Here is an 18,768-nt window from a genome sequence, read left to right on the forward strand (position 1 = left end):
CCCGGATAGGGTGCTGAGGTGACTGACCCCGCGCCCGCCCGCCTGGTCGTCCTGATCTCCGGATCGGGCAGCAACCTGCAAGCTCTTCTCGAAGCGGCGAAGGATCCGGCGTATGGCGCCGAGGTCGTCGCCGTCGGGGCGGACCGGGACGGCATCGCCGGTCTCGAGATCGCCGCCGCGGCCGGCGTCCCCACCTTCGTGGACTCGGTGAAGGCCTACGAGACCCGTGACGACTGGGATGCCGCGCTCACCGCGCACGTCGCCGCCCACCGGCCTGACCTGGTCATCTCGGCCGGCTTCCTGAAGCTGGCCGGCAAGCAGTTCCTGGATGCGTTCGGCGACCGCTACATCAACACGCACAACGCGCTGCTGCCGTCGTTCCCCGGCATCCACGGGCCGCGCGACGCGCTCGCCTACGGCGTGAAGCTCGCCGGCGCGACGCTCTTCTTCGTCGACGCGGGCGTCGACACCGGCCCGATCATCGCCCAGGTCAGCGTTCCCGTGCTCGACGACGACACGGAGGAGACGCTGACCGAGCGGATCAAGGTGGCCGAGCGGGCCCAGCTGGTCGAGTTCGTCGGCCGCCTGGTCCGTGACGGCTGGACCATCGAGAACAGGAAGGTACGCATTCCGTGAGCACCGATGAGGGTCTGCGTCCGATCAAGCGGGCGCTGCTGAGCGTGTGGGACAAGGCGGGCATCGTCGAGCTCGCCCAGGCCCTGCACGCCGCCGGGGTGGAGATCGTCTCGACCGGCTCCACCGCGAGCACCGTGGAGAAATCCGGTGTGCCGGTGACCCGGGTGGAGGAGCTGACCGGCTTCCCGGAGATCCTCAGCGACCGGGTGAAGACCCTGCACCCGAAGGTGCACGCCGGTCTGCTCGCCGACCTGCGGCTCGACAGCCACGTGCGGGAGCTCGCCGAGCACGGCATCGAGCCGTTCGACCTGCTCGTCAGCAGCCTCTACCCGTTCTCCGAGACGGTCGCCTCCGGGGCGAGCGAGGAGGAGTGCATCGCCAAGATCGACATCGGCGGGCCGGCGATGGTGCGCGCGGCGGCGAAGAACCACGCCTCGGTCGCGGTGGTCGTGTCGACGCAGGGTTACCCGCTGATCCTCGACGCGCTGAAGAACGGCGGCTTCACGCTCGCCCAGCGCAAGGTGCTCGCCTCCCGGGCCTTCATCAACATCGCGGAGTATGACGTCGCGGTCGCCAACTGGACCGCCTCGGCCCTCGTCGGCGACGTCGAGTGGCCCGACTTCGCCGGCCTCGCCCTGCAAAAGCAGAACACCCTGCGGTACGGCGAGAACCCGCACCAGCGGGCCGCTCTGTACCTGGACCCGAACGCTCCCGCCGGGCTCGCGCAGGCCGAGCAGCTCAACGGCAAGGAGATGTCGTACAACAACTACGTCGACGCTGACGCCGCCTGGCGCACCGCGAACGACTTCACCGACCCGGCCGTGGCGATCATCAAGCACGCCAACCCGTGCGGGGTGGCGATCGGCGCTGACGTCGCCGAGGCGCACCGCAAGGCGCACGAGTGTGACTCGGTCTCCGCGTTCGGCGGCGTGATCGCCGTCAACCAGGAGGTCACGCTCGAGCTCGCGAAGCAGGTCGCGGAGATCTTCACCGAGGTGATCGTGGCGCCGTCCTTCGCGCCCGAGGCCCTGGAAGTGCTGCGCGAGAAGAAGAACCTGCGCGTGCTCGTGGCCCCGGCGTGGAACCCGCCGCCCGCGGAGATCCGGCAGGTCGGCGGCGGCGTGCTCGTGCAGCTCTCCGACCGGATCGACGCCGACGGCGACGACCCGGCGAACTGGACGCTCGCCACCGGCGCCCCGGCCTCCGAGGACGTCCTGCGTGACCTCGCCTTCGCCTGGCGGGCCATCCGCAGCGTCAAGAGCAACGCGATCCTGCTGGCCAGCGACGGCGCCACGGTCGGCGTCGGAATGGGCCAGGTCAACCGGGTCGACTCGGCGAAACTGGCGGTCTCCCGGGCCGGTGCCGACCGGGCCGCCGGCAGCGTGGCCGCCTCGGACGCGTTCTTCCCGTTCCCGGACGGGCTGGAGGTGCTGATCGAGGCCGGCGTCAAGGCCGTCGTGCAGCCGGGCGGCTCGATCCGCGACAACCTGGTGATCGAGGCCGCGGAGAAGGCCGGCCTCACGGTCTACTTCACCGGAACCCGCCACTTCTACCACTGAGCTGGCTTGGCTCCGCTTCGCTCCGCGCACAAAACGCCTTGTAACCGCTGAGGAGGCAGCTGATTCTCCGCCACCCGCACACCCCGCGGGCGTCGAAGAATCACCTGCCTCCTCAGCGGCGGCGTTTTGTGAGGTGCGGGGCCTCGTGGCGCTTATCGGCACGCCCGGTCCTCATCACTGGGAAGGTAGAGGGGATCACCAGTTCGGGGCCGCCCGGCGATCTTCAGCGGGCGGGCAGTACGCTCGTACTGCTAAGCGTGTGTTTCGGGAGAGGAGCGCCGGCCGATGGCGAAAATCAAGGTCAAGAACCCGGTCGTGGAGATCGACGGCGACGAGATGACCCGGATCATCTGGAAGCAGATCCGTGAGCAGCTGATCCTGCCCTACCTCGACGTCAACCTCGAGTACTACGACCTGGGCATTCAGCACCGGGACGAGACCGACGACCAGGTGACGATCGACTCCGCCAACGCCATCAAGCGGCACGGTGTGGGCGTCAAGTGCGCGACCATCACGCCGGACGAGGCGCGGGTGCAGGAGTTCGGCCTGAAGAAGATGTGGCGGTCGCCGAACGGCACGATCCGCAACATCCTCGGCGGCGTCGTCTTCCGCGAGCCGATCATCCTGAGCAACGTCCCGCGCCTGGTGCCGAGCTGGACGAAGCCGATCATCATCGGCCGTCACGCCCACGGTGACCAGTACAAGGCGTCCGACTTCGTCGCGCCGGGCAAGGGCAAGATGACCGTCACCTTCACCCCGGAGGACGGTTCCGCGCCGATCGAGATGCACGTGGCCGACTTCCCGGCCGGTGGCGTCGGCATGGCGATGTACAACTTCGACGAGTCGATCCGTGACTTCGCGCGCGCCTCGTTCCGGTACGGTCTGGCCCGCAACTACCCGGTCTACCTGTCGACCAAGAACACGATCCTGAAGGCCTACGACGGCCGTTTCAAGGACCTGTTCGCGGAGATCTTCGAGACCGAGTTCGCGGACCAGTTCAAGGCCGCCGGCATCACCTACGAGCACCGGCTGATCGACGACATGGTCGCCGCCGCGCTCAAGTGGGAGGGCGGCTACGTCTGGGCCTGCAAGAACTACGATGGTGACGTGCAGTCCGACACCGTCGCGCAGGGCTTCGGCTCGCTCGGCCTGATGACCTCGGTCCTGATGACGCCGGACGGGCAGACCGTCGAGGCCGAGGCCGCGCACGGCACTGTCACCCGGCACTACCGGCAGTGGCAGAAGGGCGAGAAGACCTCGACCAACCCGATCGCGTCGATCTTCGCGTGGACGGGCGGGCTCAAGCACCGCGGCAAGCTGGATGGGACGCCGGAGGTCACCCAGTTCGCCGAGACGCTGGAGCGGGTCTGCATCGAGACCGTCGAGGGCGGTCAGATGACGAAGGACCTGGCGCTGCTGATCAGCAAGGACGCGCCGTGGCTGACCACTGACGAGTTCATGAACGCGCTCGACGAGAACCTGGCGCGCAAGCTCGCCTGACACCTCGAAAGGAGAAGCCCGTCGGTCCAGGCCGGCGGGCTTCTCGCTGTTCAAAGCCCTTTGCGCGTACGTCGTGAGTTCACGCCCGTTCACCGCCGCCACGCGACCTCGCCGCCGGTCCCGGCCGCGGCGCGCCACCGGTTCCCGGCTGGTTCTCACGGTGGTTGCCGGGCCCCGCCAACCACCGTGAGAACCAGCCCGGAGCGGGAGGCGCGGCCGGGGCCGTGGCGGGGCGGCCTGGCGGAGGCTCGACGACGGGCGCGGGCTCACGGCGTACGCGCAAGAAGGGGTTGATCTGCGGCTGCCGCGAGTGACGGCCGATCGTCTCAAAGGGGATTTTTTGGGTCGTAACCGGCGGGTACAGGGACTCGTTTGTCCGAGTGGTGCGGGTGGCGGGCTCGGGTACGCCGCTCGCCGTCCCCTTCAGCGGGGGCCTTGTCCCGGGCCCCCGCTGGTCCCTTTCCGCCGCCCGCGCCCCGGCCCGGCTCTCCCGGGATCGATCGGCTGCGCCACTTCACGCACCATGTGAAACGGCCCCGCCGCAGGGGGCGAGGCCGTTCGGTATGACGGAATGGTCAGATGGCGTCGCGCAGCAGCTGGGCGGCCTTCTCCGGGACGACGTCGCTGACGAAGGCGCCCATCGCGGACTCGGAGCCCGCCAGGTACTTCAGCTTGTCGGCGGCGCGCCGGATGCTGAACACCTGCAGGTGCAGATAGCCCAGGTCACGGCCCTCGCCGACGACCGCCTGGTGCCACGCCGAGATGTACGGCATCGGCTTGCCGAACAGCCCGTCGAACCGGTGCAGCACGTCGAGGTAGAGCGGGCCGAACGCGTCCCGCTCGTCGTCGGTGAGTCCGGGCAGGTCGAGCACCTGACGGTGCGGCGCGATCTGCACCTCGAACGGCCAGCGGGCGGCGGCCGGCACATAGGCCGTCCAGTGCTCGTTGGCGCCGATGATGCGCACCTTCGCCTCCTGCTCCGCGGCGAGCACGTCCGCGTACAGGTTGCGCCCGCCGGTCCTCCCGGCGTGCTGACGAGACGCCCGCAGCATCGCGGCGGTGCGCGGCGGCACCATCGGGTAGGCGTAGATCTGCCCGTGCGGGTGGTGCAGCGTCACGCCGATCTCGACGCCCCGGTTCTCGAACGGGAAGACCTGCGCCACGCCCGGGAGCTGCGACATCTCCGCGGTCCGGTCGGCCAGCGCGTCGATGACGGTGCGCACCCGCGACGGCGTCAGCGCGCCGAACGAGCTGTTGTGATCGCTGGTGAAGCAGACCACCTCGCAGCGGCCGAGGCCCGGCTTGACCGGCACCATGTCGGTCAGCTCGGTGATGTCGCCGCCCGGCACCTCGCGGTAGCTGAAGGACGGGAACTGGTTCTCGAAGACCACCACGTCGTAACTCGGCGCCGGGATCTCGCTCGCGAAGTGCGAGTTGGTCGGGCAGAGCGGGCACGCGTCGGACGGCGGCAGGAACGTCCGGGTCTGACGGTGCGCGGCGACCGCGATCCACTCGTCGACCAGCGGGTCGTAACGCAGCTGCGACGCCGGTGGCGGCGGGGGCAGCTCGCGCTTGTCCGCGAACGCCGATCGGCCGGAGTCCGGCTCCTCGTCGAAGTAGATGAGCTCGCGCCCGTCGGAGAGCTTGACGGTCGAGCGGATGGGTGTCACTGGGGGTTCACCACCACGAGTTCAGGGACGGTTTCGGTGAGCAGGGAGCGCGCGGTGGCGTCCAGGCCGTCATCGGTGATCAGCACGTCGGCCCGCTCCAACGGCACGATCGAGGAGATGCCGACAGTGCCCCACTTGGTGCTGTCGGCGAGCACGACCAGGCGTTCCGCGGCCTCGACCAGGGCACGGTTGACATCCGCCTCCATCAGGTTGGGCGTGGTGTAGCCGGCGCGCTCGCTCATCCCGTGCACGCCGAGGAACAGCATGTCCAGGTGCAGGGTGCCGATCGCGGCCACTGCCACCGGGCCGACCAGGGCATCGGAAGGGGTACGCGTGCCGCCGGTGAGCACGACCGTCTGATCGGGCCGGCCGGCGCGGTAGAAGACGTCGGCGACCGGGATCGAGTTGGTCACCACGGTCAGCGAGGGAACGTCGACCAGCCGCTGGGCCAGCTCGGCGGTCGTGGTGCCGGCCGACAGCGCGATGGCGTCGCCGGGCGAGACGAGGGCGGCCGCGCGGGCCGCGATCGCGGTCTTCTCGTCGCGCTGGCGCACGGACTTGGCGGCGAAGCCGGGCTCGTGTGCGGAACCGGGGCTGACCGTGGTGGCGCCACCGTGTACCTTCGCGAGCAGCCCACGGTCGGCCAGCGACTCGAGGTCACGCCGGATCGTCATGTCCGAGACGCTGTATTCCGCGGCGAGCTCGCTGACCCGGACGCCTCCGGTGGCGCGGACCCGGTCGAGGATCGCTGCCTGTCGCTGCTGGGCGAGCATCAGGAATCCACCAACTTCGGCCAGACTTTCCGCACTATTTCGAACACACTTGAACAGTACCGCTGATCGGGTGTGCGCGAAAGAGTGACTTCAGATACCGCGCCCCCGTTTGTGCAGCGCTGAAAGCACATTCTCCACCTTCACCGCGCCGGTCATCGCGGCGAGCGCGATCGCGGTACGCGGCTCCTTCCAGTTTGCCCGGACCGCCTGCTTGCTGAACTGCCACGCCTGGCTGCGGTTCCCGGTCGCGGCCGACCAGCAGGCGAGCTGCCCGTACACCCGGGCGGCGCCGGGGCGGCAGCCACTGATCTCCGGGTGCCGCTGCATCATCCAGCGCAGGGAGGAGATCTTGGTGGCGTACTCGTAGGCGTAGTGCGAACTGCGGCCCCAGAGCACCTGCACCAGCGGCTCGTCCAAGTGCACGATCGGCGCGCGGCGGGCCGCCCTGAGCAGAAGGTCCCAATCCTCGTTCTGGCTGCCCGGGGCGTCCTCGGCGACCAGCCCCATGGCGTCGGGGGCCAGCGCCTCACGCCGGATCAGGAACGACGACGAGTGCAGCATCGACATCCGCGACCGGGCCAGGTCGGCGACCGTGACCCGGCTCTGCCCGGCCAGCCGCGGCGTGGTGTGCCCCTCGAACTCCACCTCGATCGCGCACGTGGCGAACTCCGCGTCCGGCTCGGCCAGCAGCGCGGCCACCTGGCGGCGCAGCTTGTCCGGCAGCCAGCGGTCGTCGTCGTCGCAGAACGCCACCAGCTCGGTGTCCAGCGCCAGCACGCCGGTGTTGCGGGCGCCGGCCAGCCCGGTCGCGCGCCAGTTCGTCAGCACCAGCACCGGCACGTCCTCGGTGCGGGCCAGCGAGAAATCCGGCTCGGTCTGGTCGTAGACCACGACGATCCGCAGCTCACCCGGGTAGCGCTGCTCGCGGACCGCGGCGATCGAGTGGCGGACCAGCTCGGGGCGGTTCCGGGTGGGGATGACGACCCCGACCGACGGCCAGTTCATCGGGTCTCCTCAGGGTTCAGCGGGTAGCCGTAGGCACGCAGCATCGGCCCGCACACCGCGCCGACCAGCCTGCGCTGGGCCGCCGGCAGCGCGCGCGTCCAGTCGTCGTCGTGCCGCAACGGCAGGCGGCCCACGGTGAAGCGCATCGGATTGCCGGCCGCGCTGTGCCCGGCCCGCAGCTCGGCCGAACCGGGCTGGAGGAAGTCCAGGTCGGCCGGCTGCAACGGGAGACCGGCGAAGTCGGCGAGCCGCCTCAGCCCGGCCCTCGGATCGGCCAGGAACTCCTCGTAGCGGATCCGGCGGACCGGCACGCCCCGGCGGGCGAGCAGGCCGAACGCGGCATTGTGCGCGTTCCACAGCAGCGCCGAGCGGCCGGGGGAGTAACGGGTCATCTCGTCGGCGCCGTCGGTCTCCGGGCGGGCCACCCGCTTGGTCCACGAGTAGGCCACGCCGCGCGCGTCCCGCACCACGTGCACCACCCGCAGGTCGAGGTCGCCGGCCGCGCGCAGCACGTGGGCCAGCGCGGAATGCTTCGAGGAGTCGACGACCAGCTTCGCGCCGGACACCTCGGCCGCCGCGGCATAGACCCGCGCGTAGAAAGACGCATACTCGCGGACGTCCGCGGCGGGTTTGACGGCCGACGCGAGCCGGGGGATGTGGCGGGTCCGCTCGACCGCGTCACGCAGGGCGTGCACCCGGTCGACGTCGACGTTCTCCCAGCCGTCGAAGGCGCTCTTGCCGACGCGCTGCCAGAACTCGCACGCGGAGAACCGCTCCCCGCAGCCGCAGCGCTCGTCGTCGCGCAGATCGCGCTGCCAGAGATGGACGACCTCGCCGAGCGCGCAGACCCCGGGCAGCTCGCCGAGCAGTCGTTCGACGAGCGTCGTGCCGCTTCGCCCTAATCCGCCCAGAAATAGCACTTGTGCCACTTTGGCCCGCCTTCACTCGTTTCGCTCTGGTAACGAGTGAAGCAGGCAGAAGGAGGCGTCAGGTGGTTATCGAGGCTTTCGACCGCGTGCACCTGGACGGGACCGGCATCGACCGGATCACCGAGGACGAGGTCGTCGCCGTGGTCCGCGACGCCCTCTCCTGGGGGCGGGGCGGCCGCATCATCACCCCGAACGTCGACATCCTGCGCCGCGCGTCGGCCGACCCGGCGGCCCGCCGCCACCTCGACGACGCCGACCTGATCGTCGCCGACGGCATGCCGTTGATCTGGGCCAGCCGCCTGCGCGGGGCACCCCTGCCGGAACGCGTCGCCGGCAGCAGTTTGATCTGGTCGCTGTCCGAAGGGCTGGGCCGCGACGGACGCTCGATCTTCATCGTCGGCGGGACTCCCGCGCCGCGCATCCTCGGCCCCGGCCTGCGCGATCTCCTGGAGGCGCCGTTGGAGTCGCTGTCGCTGTCGGGGTCGTCGTCGGGGTCGTTGTCGGAGTCGCCGTCGGCAGAGCAGCCGGCGTCCATCAGGGCGAGCCCGGCCGGCGGGCGCGGGCTTGCGCGTCACCGGCCGCCCGCGGCCATCGCGGCACGCCCGTGCGGCGCCGTCCGCGCCGCGGCCCGGCTCGCCGCCGCCAGCCCGGGACTGCGCATCGCCGGCGCGATCAGTCCCCCGTTCGGCTTCGAGGAGGACGAGCGGATGTACGCCGACGTCTGCGCACGCGTCATCGACGCGGAGCCCGGCCTCGTCTTCGTCGGGCTCGGCTTCCCCAAGCAGGAGTCGGTGATCGAACGTCTCCGCCGGGACCTGCCGTCCACCTGGTTCGTCGGCTGCGGGGCGGCGGTCAACTTCGTCGCCGGTGACGTCCACCGTGCCCCGCGCTGGATGCAGCGCACCGGCCTGGAATGGGCCCACCGACTGGGCACCGAACCCCGCAGGCTGGCCGGCCGTTACCTGCGCCACGACGCGCCTTACGCCCTGCGCCTGCTCGCCTGGGCCCCGCGCGCTCGCTCGCGCCCCGCCCAGCCGGCCGGGATCACCGCCGGCTGACGGGCGCGGCGAACTCAGGCAGGTCTCGCGGGCGGTTCAGGCAGGTCGCGCGGGCGCGACGCGGCGGGCTCAGGAGGTCTCGTGGCCGCGGCGCGTGCCCATCCGGCGGATCCGCGGCCCGGCCAGGCTGCGTGGCGCCCGGCAGCGGGCCAGCGCCACCGACGGCGCGTCGATCAGCGGCTGGTGGAACTCCTCCGACGGATAGCCGGCCTGCCAGGGGAACCGATTCTCCGGATCGGGCCAGACCAGCTGCTGCAGGCGGAGGCTGCCCCTGCCGTACCGAGCGAGCGCGGCGCCCGGCCACAGGTCGGGCGTCGGAGCGCCGGTGAGGATCACGACGTCCTGGTCGACGATCAGGTCGGTGACGTGGCGGCCGTGATGGAAGTGGGCGCCCTCGTCGTGGACCCGCCCGGCCACCTCGTTGAGCAGCTGGTGGGCAAGATCCGGCGGCAGGCCGGCGATGATCAGCTCGGGCCGGGCGGCGGCGGTCAGGCCGACGGTGTAGGCGAACGGGACCGTGTCGGCCGGATCCTCGTCGGAGGGCAGCACGTGCACCACCGCCCAGCCGAACTGCTGGATGATCTCGGTCTGCTCGGCGAAGAAGTCAGACATGGAACCCCCTGGGAAGACGGACTGAGCCCCACTATGGAACACGTGTACGACACTTTTCCGTCTTACCAAACCGTACGTACGTACTGTTAGAGTTCTGTCATGCGCATCGTCGATCTGCACCATGTCCAACTGCTGATCCCACCCGGCGGGGAGGCCGCGTCGCGCGCCTTCTACAGCGGCGTCCTCGGGATGGCCGAGATCGTCAAACCCCCGGCCCTGGCCGCGCGCGGCGGCTGCTGGTTCCGCGCCGGCGGCTGGGAGATCCACCTCGCGCCGGCGCCCGGCTTCACCCCCGCGGCGAAGGCCCACCCCGGCGTCCTGGTCGAGGACCTGGACGGGCTGGCCGCGATCCTGGAGGCGGCCGGCCGGCCGGTCGAGTGGGACCCGCACTTCCCGGGTCATCGCCGCCTCTACTCGGCCGACCCCCACGGCAACCGCCTGGAGTTCCTCGAGCCGGTCAGAGCCTGAGGCGTGCCCGGGAACGGCCGGAGGGCGGCGTCCACCGGCCCTCCGGCGCACCGTTCACCCGAGCTCTCACGGGTTGAAGTAGGGGTCCCTGGCCAGCGAGTGGAAGGCGCCGAACGCCTGCCGGTCCCCGCTGAGCTGGAACTGCTGGTTGGGCCCGTTGCCCTCCGGGTCGGACTCGAAGTAGGCGATGGCCTTGATCTGCTTGTTCGCCTTGAACGTGCGTTCCGCGTCCTTCAGCCACGCGGCCCGGTTCGCCGAGCCCCACGCCTTCGCCACGCCGAACTCGCCGATGATGATCGGTTTCGGTCGTTGCGCCGCCCACTGCAGGAACGGCCCCATCAGCTCGCCGATCGGCTGGAAGGTGGCTCCGGCGTAGACGTCCACGCACGTCCAGTCGACCTGATCGTCGCCGGGGTAGAAGTCGGCGGCCTCGCCGCGCTGGAAGCCCTCGGCGGTCGGGCACCACACCCAGGACACGTTGTCGGCGTGCTCCTTCTTGAAGATCGCCCGCACATACTTCCAGGCCGCGATGTAGTCGGCTCCGGACCACATGGTCGCGCGGAGGTTGGGCCGGTCCATCTCCCAGCGCATCCGCAGCAGCACCGGCCGCTTCACCTGGCGGATCGCGCGGGCCTGTTGCCGGATCAGCCGGTCGTGCTCGCCGTCGAGGATGGAGCGGTTGTCGCCGGTGGCCCAGCTGACCATCAGGGACTGCCCCTGGGCCAGGAACTCCTTGTCGGATTCGGTCCCGACGAGCTGCTCGAATCGGCGGTACGTGTTCAGGATGTCCAGCCGCCGGCCCAGGGAGGTCTCCAGCGAGCCGACCGCTTCGAGCCGGCCGATGTGGGTCAGTTCGTCGGGCTTGATCCACGCTCCGACGTACGCGCCCTTCTCCGGGGGCGTGAACGGCCCGGCGGCGAACGGGCCGCCCCGCACGGCGACGGCCGGCGGCCGGCCGGACAGATCCGGTGCGGGCGGTGGGCTCGGATTCTCGCGCTTGTCATGGCCACAGGCCGACAGGATTGCCAGTACGGCGATGAGCACGCCCGCCGCCGCCCTACGCATGGACGCGCCGAGCCGTGTAGAGCACGTTCACCGCGTACCCGTCGACTCCGGGGATGCGCCGCGCGGCGGCGTCCGCGACCCGGGCCAGCCGATTGTCGTGCAGGGACGGGGTGAGCATGGAGAACCCGCGGCGCTCGACGATCTCGAAGCCGTGCCGGTCGAGCAGCGCCGCCACCTCCTCGTGGGACAGCTCGGCGAACCAGCGCTCGCCCCGGTGCCGTCGTGCCCGCAGGTGCCGCAGCGAGCCGGCGTTGCCGTGGTTCTCGACGACGAGCACTCCCGAGCCGCGGTGCGGCAGCGCTTTCGCGGCGAAGGCGAGCGCCCGGTCGCGGATCGTGTCGTGCACGTTGAGCAGCAGCCGGAAGATCGTCACGATGGCCGGGAAGCCGGCCGCGACGGGCGCCGGCACGGGCCCGTCCAACGGGACCTGGTGCCAGTAGGCGCGCGACCCGACCTCGGCCGCTTTCGCCATCATCTCGGCCGACGTGTCGTAGCCGTGCGCCTCCCGGACCAGGCCGTGCAGGGTGCGGATGGCCCGCCCGGTGCCACACGCGAAGTCGTGCTGCACCGGAGGATGCTGGCCCTCGAACTCGCGGCGGACCAGCGCGCGCAGGTAGTCACGCTGCCGTTCGTTGATCCTGGTCGCGTAGCTGTCCGGCGCGTACGTCACCGACTCGTACTTCTCGACCGCCTCGGCGTCCTGGAACACCTCGGTGTAGTCGCTGGTCAACTCGCCTCCTGGGGGTTTCGTCGGGTGAACGCGCCGAGTTCGAGCCGCTCGCGCAGCAGCCACGCGCCGGCGCCGAAGGTCGCGATCGCGGCGGTGGCGGCCAGCGCCAGGCCGGCCGGGCCGTCGCCGGTGAGGGCGGTCACGGCCCGGGGCAGCACGCCGAAGCAGCCGGCCGAGAGCAGCGCGGCGGCCCGGGTGCCCGGGCCGAACGGGTGCAGCCGGGCGCCGCGGAACACCTGGATCAGCGGCAGCAGGTTGTTGGCGAGCATCGCGCCGGCCAGTCCCGCGGCCGCGCCGATCGCGCCCCACCGGGGGATCAACAGCACGTCCAGGCCGATCGTGACGGCCAGGGCGACGAGGACGTTGCCGAGGTTGAGCGAGGTGCGCCCGGCCATCGACAGGACCATGTCCACCATGCCGCAGCCGGTCGCGACGAGCATGGCCGCGGCGAGCAGGCGGACCACGGGCGTGCCGCTGGTGTACTCGTCGCCGAAGAACCGCAGGTAGTGCGGCGCGAACAGGATCACCAGCAGGTTCACCGGCCAGGTGATCAGCACGAGCCAGCCGGTCGCGACCTGGTAGAGCCGGTTCGCGGCGTCCCGGTCGCCGGTGCTCAGCGCCTCGGCCAGCCGGGGTTGCACGGACTGGGAGATGCCCTGGTTGGCGAACTGGATGAGGATCACGAACCGGCCGGCGACCGCGTAGACGGCGGCCGCGCCGAGCCCGCTGAGCGCCGCGACGAGCAGCACGTCCACCCGCTGCAGCGCGAGCTGTGCCACGGCGGCGAGCGCGCGCGGGCCGGTGAACAGCCAGAACTCGCGGCGCAGCTGACGTCGTTCGGCCCGCGGGCTGGTCGCGTCGGCGGGGCGGCCGGCGAGGTAGGCGCTGCGGGCCGCGTACGCGGAAAGGATCGTGACCGGAAGGTAGGGAACCGCCCAGGCCATCGCGAAGGCGGGCAGCGAAGAGGCGGCGAAGAGGCCGATGGCGCCGACCGCGAGGATCTGCAGGCAGCTGCGCAGGACCCGATCGATCAGCACCGTCGGGCGCATCGAGCGGTACCCGCGGGTCACCGTGAGCAGCACGTCGGTGAGCGCCTGCAACGGGATGAACAGGGCCAGCACACGCAGGGCGTCGGCTACGCCCCGCACACCGTGGGCGATCTCCGGCGCCGCGATCCACATCGCCACGGCCAGGGCCAGGGAGAACACGACGACCGGGGTGAGCCCGGTGCGCAGGCACGCGCCGAGCAGGTGACTGCGGCCGGTGGCGCGCAGCCGGGCCGGCCAGTAGACCAGGCCGGTGCCGGTGCCTAGCTTGGCCAGACCGCCGGCCAGCACGAACGCGGCGGTGGCGGAGAAGAACGCGCCGGCCTCGGCCTGGCCCAGGCTGCGCGCGACGATCCAGGTCACCACGACGCCGGTGCCGCCGGCCAGGGCCGAACCGGCCACGTTGGCCAGCCCGCCGCGGGCCACGCCGCGAGTTTCCCTGGCGCCGGAACCCGTGGCGAGCGTCCCTCCCAGAGTCATCGGCGGCGCCAGATCGGCGTGTGCCCCAGCCATCCGGCCAGCGCCTCGTCGTGCGACTGGTAGTAGGCGTGCAGGTCGCGCCGCAGCAGCGGATCCATGTCGGCCTGCCGCGGGCGGGCGTTGTGCTGCTCGAAGACGGGGCGTTCCAGGTTCGGCGGCAGCCCGAGGAACGCGCAGACCTCGTCGTAGACCGGCTCCGGGTCGCTGAAGAAACGCTCGCTCTCCACCACGTGGATGCGTTCGCGGCCGACGTGCTGAGCCATCACGCTGAGGTAGCGGGCGTACTCGCCGCGGGCGCGGTAGGCGTGGTGCTGGTGGGCGAAGCTGTAGTACTCCGGGTCGGCGGCGAGTCGCTCCTCCTGCCGGTGCAGCCGGGCCGGCTCCAGCGCGACCGCCGCGCCGAAGTCGCGCTCGGTCTCGAAACCCCTGGCCACCTCGTGGTGATGCTGGGAGTAGGCGCGTTCCACCGGGTCCCGGACGAGAACCACGATCTTGGCGTACGGCAGGTCGCGCGCGATCCGGGCGACGGCCTGCGGGTGGTACATGTAGTACGGGCTGGACTCGAACGTCTGGGCCGGCACGCCGTACTTCCCGGCGATCCTCTCGCCCGTGCGCCGGCCCGGGAAGTGCGCCCGGTACCAGTCGATGCCGCGGTGATACGACGTGTCGAAGTAGTGCACGCCCTTGTGCAGGACGGCCTTGAGCACCACCGGATGCGCCGCGAGCGCCCGGTAGAGCGACGTCGTGCCGCACCGCTGGCCGCCGCAGATCAGGAACGACGGGAGCATCCGGTGCTCGGAGGTGAGCCGGCCGTAGGAGCGTGAGCCCAGGTGCACCACCCGCTTCATCGGGGCGGGCAGTTTGCGGACGTTCATCAAAGCTCCTCAACACGCCGGATGAGCACCGGCAGCAGCCAGGTGCCGAGCACACCGAGCCGGGCGCCGGCCTCGGCCTGCCGGTCGGTCAGATAGCGCACGGCCAGGTCGACCAGGTAGAGCAGGGCGGTCGTCTCGCGGGCCACCGGCGCCACCCCGAACGGGGCGAGCAACTCGTCGGCCCGGCGCACCGTCGCCTCCACGGCGCCCCGGGCGTCGCCGCTGGACTGGATGCGTCGCTGCAGCTCGTGGTGGACCGCGTCGAAGCCGAGGGGCACCCCGGTGGCGAACCGCTCCCAGTCCCAGACGAGCAGCGCGTCGGCGAGGTTCGCCATGTTCCAGGGCGCCCAGTCGCCGTGCCACGCGCCGTACCGCAGCGTGGTCTCCCCGGCGTGCACGGCGAGCACGTCCACGGCGGCGAGCAGCGCGGCCCCTTCCGGGCGTTCGCCGACCGCGGCCAGCCGGGCGCGCAGCTCGTGCCAGTACGCGCTCTGGTTCAGTGGCCCGGTCGTGTAGCCGCAGCAGCCGGCGATGTCGAGCATGGCGGCGGTGAGCCGGCGCGGGGTCAGCGGCGCCCGGGGCAGCCAGACCGGCAGCGCCGACTGGACCAGCACCTGCATGCCGCGCCACTGACCGGCGTGCAGGACCCGCGGCACTGTCAGCTTGGTCAGCCCGCTCGTGCCGAGCGCGTTCAGCGCGGCGGTCTCGGCGCGGACCAGGCGCTGGGTGAGCGGCCCGGTGCCGATCTTGCCGAACGCGAACGTGTCGCCCTCGGGGGTGAGCAGCTGGAGGACCGGCTTGCGGTTGGCGCGGGCCGGACCGATATGGACACTTACGGACAAATCGCGCCGGAGTGCGTCGCTCAGATACCCGTCGATGCTGGCCGAGACCGGGCCGGTGACCACGATCCGGTCCCGGAACACCAGGCGTTCCGCGCGGGCGTGCACGGCGGCGACCACCGCGTTGCGCTTGAGCCTGGCCATCCGGGACTGCGGCTCGGCGTACCGTCGGACGGCCGCCGCGGCGACCGCCGGCGAGGCGTTCGGAACCAGCAGGCGGGGACGGTGCGCGTTCGGCACCACGAGGTACTCGGCGATGCGGTTGTGCTCGCCGTCGTCCTCGCGGGCGGTCCGGCACGGCGGCGGATAGAGCAGCGCCAGGACCTCGGTCAGATACTGGGTACGTAGCGCGGCGTCGCCCGCGGTCAACTCGGCGGGCGCGGTCTTGACCGGACTCACATCTGTTTCCCCTCGATCCAGTTGCGCCACAGGAGCGCGTACGCCAGAACCATGAAGGCCAGAGGGGTGACCAGGGAGTTGTACCAGAGCATCGCGGAGAACGAGCTGACCAGCGCGGCGCTGCCGGCCACCCCGATCGCGCTGCGGTCGGAGCGGAAACGCCACAGGCCGTACGCGAAGAAGCCCAGATACCCCACGGTGCCCACCGCGCCGTGCGAGTAGAGCAACTGCCACAGCTGCCCGTTCCCGCCGATCGTGAAGTTGCCGCAGCGCTCGCACTCCGAGCTCTCGCCGACCGTGATCGAGTTGCGCCCGCCGAGCGTGTTGCGGGTGCCGCCGTAACCGATCACCGGTGACTCGGCGAAACCGTCCAGCGCCTTCTCGGTCAGGAACGCGCGTACGCCGTTCGACTTGCCGTTGTCCAGTCGCGCCTGCACCGTCGAGCCGAGCGGGGTGGCGGTCAGCGCGAGCGCGATCGCCGCGGCGGTCAGCGCCACGGCGCCGAGAACCCAGACCTTGCCGGCCAGGACGTAACGGGCCGCGACGTACAGCAGGACGACCCCCAGCCCGATCCACAGGCCCCGGTTGAGCGAGACCACGGCCGGGGCGATCGAGACCAGCAGGCAGAGCCAGGCCAGTGCCCTCTTGCGCCCGCTCGTGGTCGCCGCCGCGGCCACCAGCAGCCAGCTGACCAGCAGGCAGAAGTTGTTGCCCCAGGTGTTGGTGTAACCCCACGGCGCTGCCGGCCGGGGGGCCTCGCCGCCGACGAGGTCCATGATCTGCGCGGCGTACGGATGCACCAGCGACCGCACGAACCCCTTGGACCGGATCCCCTGCGGCAGCAGCCACTCCACCGGCGAGGTGAACTCGAAGTTCCCGGCGACCATGCCGAGCAGCCCACCCAGCACGGTCAGCACGAACATGCCGGCCAGCAGCCGGACCAACCGGCGCCGGGACAGCTCACGCTCGGTCAGGTTCCCGGCGTAGAGCAGGAGCACGGTGATCGAGACGTACATCGCCAGTTTGTAAGCGACGGCGGGCAGTCGCCCGGCAGCCCGCTCGACCACCGTCCCGGCCGGGTCCGCGCCCAGCGCGGCGATGCTCACCACCGCCGCGACCAGGAAGATCAGCCACCAGGCGAAACCCGGCGGCAGGCGCAGCGGCCGTCCCGCGGCCCGTCGCCGGACCAGCAGGAACAGCATCGGCGCGGCCATCAGCGGGAAGATCAGCACGCCCAGGCCGAGCGCCCACCAGAGCGGATAGAGCAGCAGGATCCCGGAGACCGGCCAAGCCGGCAGCGTCAGGTCCTTGACGGCAGAACCACGCGCCGGGCCGGCGGACAACTCCGCCGGGACGACCGTGGTCACTTCTCGTCGCCGTCCGTGGTGGCAGGGCCGGACGTCTCGCGCGAGGCCGGCGCGGCGCCGCCGTCGGCCGGTCGCCGCCGGGCCGCCGCCGGGACCGGCTCACCACGATCGGGCAGCGGGGTGAACTGCTGGGTGGCCTCGTCGATCACCGGCTCCTGCCCGGGTGGCGGCAGGGCCACGGCCGGCTCGGCGACGGTTCCGGCACGCCGGGCGGCGAGCCGGGGCAGCACCACCGCGCCGAGCAGCCGGGTGCCGACCCGCTGCAGCTGCTCGGTGGCGTCCACCAGGGCCGGGCGGTTGGTGCGGCGCAGCTCGACCGCCAGGATCGCGGCGTCGGCGAAGCTCGCCAGGCTCTGCGCGTCGGCGCTGCTGCTCGTGGACGGGGCCTCGATCACGACGTACCCGCCCTGCCTGCGCAGCGCGTCCAGGGTGTCGCGCAACCGCTGCGACTGCATCAGGCCGGCCGCGGTCGCCGAGCCGCCGGTGGTGATCACCCGCAGCGACGGGATGCGCGGGGCGCGCTGCAGCACCCGGCTGAGCCCGACCCGGCCGCCGAGCAGCTCGGACAGGCCCGGCACGGCGGCCACGCCGAGCATCCGGGCCAGCGGCGCCGCGTCCACGACGCTGTCCGGCAGGTGGGCTCCGATCAGGACCACGTCGCTTCCGGTACGGGCGAGCGCCGCCGCCAGGTTCGCCGCGACCAGCGTGCTCGCCGAGCCCCGGCTGCTGCCGGTCACCACGATCACGCGATCGCCGGCGTCCAGGCTGGCCAGCACCTCGTTGCGCAGCCGGTTGAAGACACGGCCACCGGGCCCGTACGGCTGCAGGACGTCGTCGAAGTGCGGGGTGGTCCGCTCGTCCAGGGTGGCCAGTACCGGCACCCGCCCCCGGTCGCGGACGTCCATGGCGGTGACCAGACGCCTGTCGAAACGCTCCCGCAGGTAGGCCAGCGCCAGCCCGAGCAGCAGCCCGATCATGCCACCGGTCGCGATGTCCAGCAGCGTGTTCGGGCTCGACGGGGCGTCCGGCAGGCGGGCGTCGCTGATGATCGCGCCGGCGCCGACCTGGGTCGTGGTCAGCTCGTTGAGGCGCCCGGTCAGGCTGTTCAGCTGGTTCTGCGAGTTGCTGCGCAGGCTCAGCAGGTTGCTCTCGATCGAGCTGCCCCGCTTGGCCTGCGCCAGCTTGGCGTTGATCCCGGTGAGCGAGGTGGTGAGCTGCTTGACCTTCAGATTGAGCGAGGCGATCTGCTTGTCCAGCACCGAGCGGGCGGACTCCTCGCGGTTGCGCAGGTACGCCTCGGCGAACGCGTGCGAGCCGGCCTGCGCCTTCAGCGGGCTGTCCGCCTGGAACGTGATCACCAGGACCGTGGTGTTCGCCGGGACCTGCACCGACACCGAGTGGGCCAGCTCGACCGGCGGGACGTCGGTGCGCAGGAGCGCGGCGGCCTTCGCGGCGACCGCGCCGGAGCCGACCAGCTGGGCCTCGGTGTCCAGGTTGACCGCGCCCTTGGTGCGGCCGCCCTGGGCGTTGACGTCCTGGTCGACCGCCTGCACCAGGACCGACGAGGAGGACTCGTAGACCCGGGGCAGCGAGTGGGTCACCGCGGCGCCGACGCCCAGCCCTGCGGCCGTCGCGGCCAGGGCGATCCACCAGTGCCGGCGAACCGCGCCCAGGTAGTGCGCGACATCGGAGGACGGTGGGCGAGACGCTTCCATCGGTTTCCGCGGCCTTTCGAGCAGGAGTTTTGGGCGTTTCGC

The 18,768-nt window shown here is 71.5% G+C and carries 17 protein-coding genes; 5 read left to right on the plus strand and 12 right to left on the minus strand.

Annotated features, from left to right (window positions below; genetic code table 11):
• Nucleotides 1–18: 18 nt before the first annotated feature.
• The 3 genes from purN to Acy02nite_RS09965 all read left to right on the plus strand — a co-directional run bounded on the left by purN (nucleotide 19) and on the right by Acy02nite_RS09965 (nucleotide 3,695).
• Nucleotides 19–636: a phosphoribosylglycinamide formyltransferase gene (purN, locus tag Acy02nite_RS09955; protein ID WP_203739657.1), complete on the plus strand. Its 618-nt coding sequence runs from the start codon at nucleotides 19–21 to the stop codon at nucleotides 634–636.
• The gene (purH, locus tag Acy02nite_RS09960; protein ID WP_203739658.1) at nucleotides 633–2,195 is read left to right on the plus strand and encodes a bifunctional phosphoribosylaminoimidazolecarboxamide formyltransferase/IMP cyclohydrolase; all 1,563 of its coding nucleotides are present in this window, start codon (nucleotides 633–635) and stop codon (nucleotides 2,193–2,195) included. Before purN ends, purH begins: the two co-directional genes overlap by 4 nt.
• Nucleotides 2,196–2,480: 285 nt before the next feature.
• Nucleotides 2,481–3,695 carry an NADP-dependent isocitrate dehydrogenase gene (locus tag Acy02nite_RS09965; protein ID WP_203739659.1) on the plus strand — a complete coding sequence of 405 codons (1,215 nt, stop codon included), beginning with the start codon at nucleotides 2,481–2,483 and terminating at the stop codon, nucleotides 3,693–3,695.
• Nucleotides 3,696–4,270: 575 nt separating this feature from the next.
• Here the strand turns inward: Acy02nite_RS09965 and galT are convergent.
• The 4 genes from galT to Acy02nite_RS09985 all read right to left on the minus strand — a co-directional run bounded on the left by galT (nucleotide 4,271) and on the right by Acy02nite_RS09985 (nucleotide 8,072).
• Complete coding sequence (galT, locus tag Acy02nite_RS09970) at nucleotides 4,271–5,365, minus strand: galactose-1-phosphate uridylyltransferase (RefSeq protein WP_203739660.1); 1,095 nt, start codon at nucleotides 5,363–5,365, stop codon at nucleotides 4,271–4,273.
• The gene (locus tag Acy02nite_RS09975; protein WP_203739661.1) at nucleotides 5,362–6,138 is read right to left on the minus strand and encodes a DeoR/GlpR family DNA-binding transcription regulator; all 777 of its coding nucleotides are present in this window, start codon (nucleotides 6,136–6,138) and stop codon (nucleotides 5,362–5,364) included. The genes galT and Acy02nite_RS09975 overlap by 4 nt, the downstream gene beginning before the upstream one ends.
• A gap of 90 nt (nucleotides 6,139–6,228) precedes the next feature.
• Nucleotides 6,229–7,143, minus strand: a complete 915-nt coding sequence (locus Acy02nite_RS09980) for a glycosyltransferase family 2 protein (protein WP_203739662.1) — start codon at nucleotides 7,141–7,143, stop codon at nucleotides 6,229–6,231.
• On the minus strand, nucleotides 7,140–8,072 hold the full coding sequence (locus Acy02nite_RS09985) for a sulfotransferase family protein (RefSeq protein ID WP_203739663.1): 933 nt from the start codon (nucleotides 8,070–8,072) through the stop codon (nucleotides 7,140–7,142). Before Acy02nite_RS09985 ends, Acy02nite_RS09980 begins: the two co-directional genes overlap by 4 nt.
• Nucleotides 8,073–8,134: 62 nt before the next feature.
• On the opposite strand from Acy02nite_RS09985, the gene Acy02nite_RS46415 reads away from it, so the two are divergent.
• Complete coding sequence (locus Acy02nite_RS46415; protein WP_239174527.1) at nucleotides 8,135–9,130, plus strand: WecB/TagA/CpsF family glycosyltransferase; 996 nt, start codon at nucleotides 8,135–8,137, stop codon at nucleotides 9,128–9,130.
• Between the two features lie 69 nt (nucleotides 9,131–9,199).
• Here the strand turns inward: Acy02nite_RS46415 and Acy02nite_RS10000 are convergent, their stop codons facing one another.
• A complete protein-coding gene (locus Acy02nite_RS10000; protein WP_203739664.1) occupies nucleotides 9,200–9,742 on the minus strand; it encodes a DUF4262 domain-containing protein in 543 nt (180 codons plus the stop codon).
• A gap of 99 nt (nucleotides 9,743–9,841) precedes the next feature.
• Between Acy02nite_RS10000 and Acy02nite_RS10005 the strand changes: the two genes are divergently transcribed.
• Nucleotides 9,842–10,210: a VOC family protein gene (locus Acy02nite_RS10005; protein WP_203739665.1), complete on the plus strand. Its 369-nt coding sequence runs from the start codon at nucleotides 9,842–9,844 to the stop codon at nucleotides 10,208–10,210.
• Nucleotides 10,211–10,276: 66 nt separating this feature from the next.
• On the opposite strand, the gene Acy02nite_RS10010 is transcribed toward Acy02nite_RS10005, so the two are convergent.
• The 7 genes from Acy02nite_RS10010 to Acy02nite_RS10040 are packed head-to-tail and all read right to left on the minus strand — an operon-like array spanning nucleotide 10,277 to nucleotide 18,726.
• Nucleotides 10,277–11,275 (minus strand): glycosyl hydrolase, encoded by a 999-nt coding sequence (locus Acy02nite_RS10010; RefSeq protein ID WP_203739666.1) that lies wholly within the window; start codon nucleotides 11,273–11,275, stop codon nucleotides 10,277–10,279.
• The gene (locus Acy02nite_RS10015; protein WP_203739667.1) at nucleotides 11,268–12,005 is read right to left on the minus strand and encodes a methyltransferase domain-containing protein; all 738 of its coding nucleotides are present in this window, start codon (nucleotides 12,003–12,005) and stop codon (nucleotides 11,268–11,270) included. Before Acy02nite_RS10015 ends, Acy02nite_RS10010 begins: the two co-directional genes overlap by 8 nt.
• Nucleotides 12,002–13,531, minus strand: a complete 1,530-nt coding sequence (locus Acy02nite_RS10020) for a lipopolysaccharide biosynthesis protein (protein ID WP_203739668.1) — start codon at nucleotides 13,529–13,531, stop codon at nucleotides 12,002–12,004. The genes Acy02nite_RS10015 and Acy02nite_RS10020 overlap by 4 nt, the downstream gene beginning before the upstream one ends.
• The gene (locus Acy02nite_RS10025) at nucleotides 13,528–14,406 is read right to left on the minus strand and encodes a sulfotransferase domain-containing protein (protein WP_203739669.1); all 879 of its coding nucleotides are present in this window, start codon (nucleotides 14,404–14,406) and stop codon (nucleotides 13,528–13,530) included. The genes Acy02nite_RS10020 and Acy02nite_RS10025 overlap by 4 nt, the downstream gene beginning before the upstream one ends.
• Nucleotides 14,406–15,644 carry a hypothetical protein gene (locus Acy02nite_RS10030; RefSeq protein ID WP_203739670.1) on the minus strand — a complete coding sequence of 413 codons (1,239 nt, stop codon included), beginning with the start codon at nucleotides 15,642–15,644 and terminating at the stop codon, nucleotides 14,406–14,408. Before Acy02nite_RS10030 ends, Acy02nite_RS10025 begins: the two co-directional genes overlap by 1 nt.
• Nucleotides 15,641–17,011: an O-antigen ligase family protein gene (locus Acy02nite_RS10035; protein ID WP_203739671.1), complete on the minus strand. Its 1,371-nt coding sequence runs from the start codon at nucleotides 17,009–17,011 to the stop codon at nucleotides 15,641–15,643. The genes Acy02nite_RS10030 and Acy02nite_RS10035 overlap by 4 nt, the downstream gene beginning before the upstream one ends.
• The gene (locus Acy02nite_RS10040; protein WP_239174529.1) at nucleotides 17,008–18,726 is read right to left on the minus strand and encodes a Wzz/FepE/Etk N-terminal domain-containing protein; all 1,719 of its coding nucleotides are present in this window, start codon (nucleotides 18,724–18,726) and stop codon (nucleotides 17,008–17,010) included. Before Acy02nite_RS10040 ends, Acy02nite_RS10035 begins: the two co-directional genes overlap by 4 nt.
• Nucleotides 18,727–18,768 lie beyond the last annotated feature (42 nt).

This window comes from Actinoplanes cyaneus, assembly GCF_016862095.1.
Taxonomy (GTDB): domain Bacteria; phylum Actinomycetota; class Actinomycetes; order Mycobacteriales; family Micromonosporaceae; genus Actinoplanes; species Actinoplanes cyaneus.

Excerpts from the sequence above, each read along its gene's own strand:
- Acy02nite_RS10040 (WP_239174529.1), bottom strand. The coding sequence starts at position 18,726 with ATGGAAGCGTCTCGCCCACCGTCCTCCGATGTCGCGCACTACCTGGGC.
- Acy02nite_RS09965 (WP_203739659.1), top strand. The coding sequence starts at position 2,481 with ATGGCGAAAATCAAGGTCAAGAACCCGGTCGTGGAGATCGACGGCGAC.
- Acy02nite_RS10025 (WP_203739669.1), bottom strand. The coding sequence starts at position 14,406 with ATGAACGTCCGCAAACTGCCCGCCCCGATGAAGCGGGTGGTGCACCTG.
- Acy02nite_RS10005 (WP_203739665.1), top strand. The coding sequence starts at position 9,842 with ATGCGCATCGTCGATCTGCACCATGTCCAACTGCTGATCCCACCCGGC.
- Acy02nite_RS10010 (WP_203739666.1), bottom strand. The coding sequence starts at position 11,275 with ATGCGTAGGGCGGCGGCGGGCGTGCTCATCGCCGTACTGGCAATCCTG.
- Acy02nite_RS10020 (WP_203739668.1), bottom strand. The coding sequence starts at position 13,531 with ATGACTCTGGGAGGGACGCTCGCCACGGGTTCCGGCGCCAGGGAAACT.
- Acy02nite_RS10000 (WP_203739664.1), bottom strand. The coding sequence starts at position 9,742 with ATGTCTGACTTCTTCGCCGAGCAGACCGAGATCATCCAGCAGTTCGGC.
- Acy02nite_RS09980 (WP_203739662.1), bottom strand. The coding sequence starts at position 7,143 with ATGAACTGGCCGTCGGTCGGGGTCGTCATCCCCACCCGGAACCGCCCC.
- Acy02nite_RS09975 (WP_203739661.1), bottom strand. The coding sequence starts at position 6,138 with ATGCTCGCCCAGCAGCGACAGGCAGCGATCCTCGACCGGGTCCGCGCC.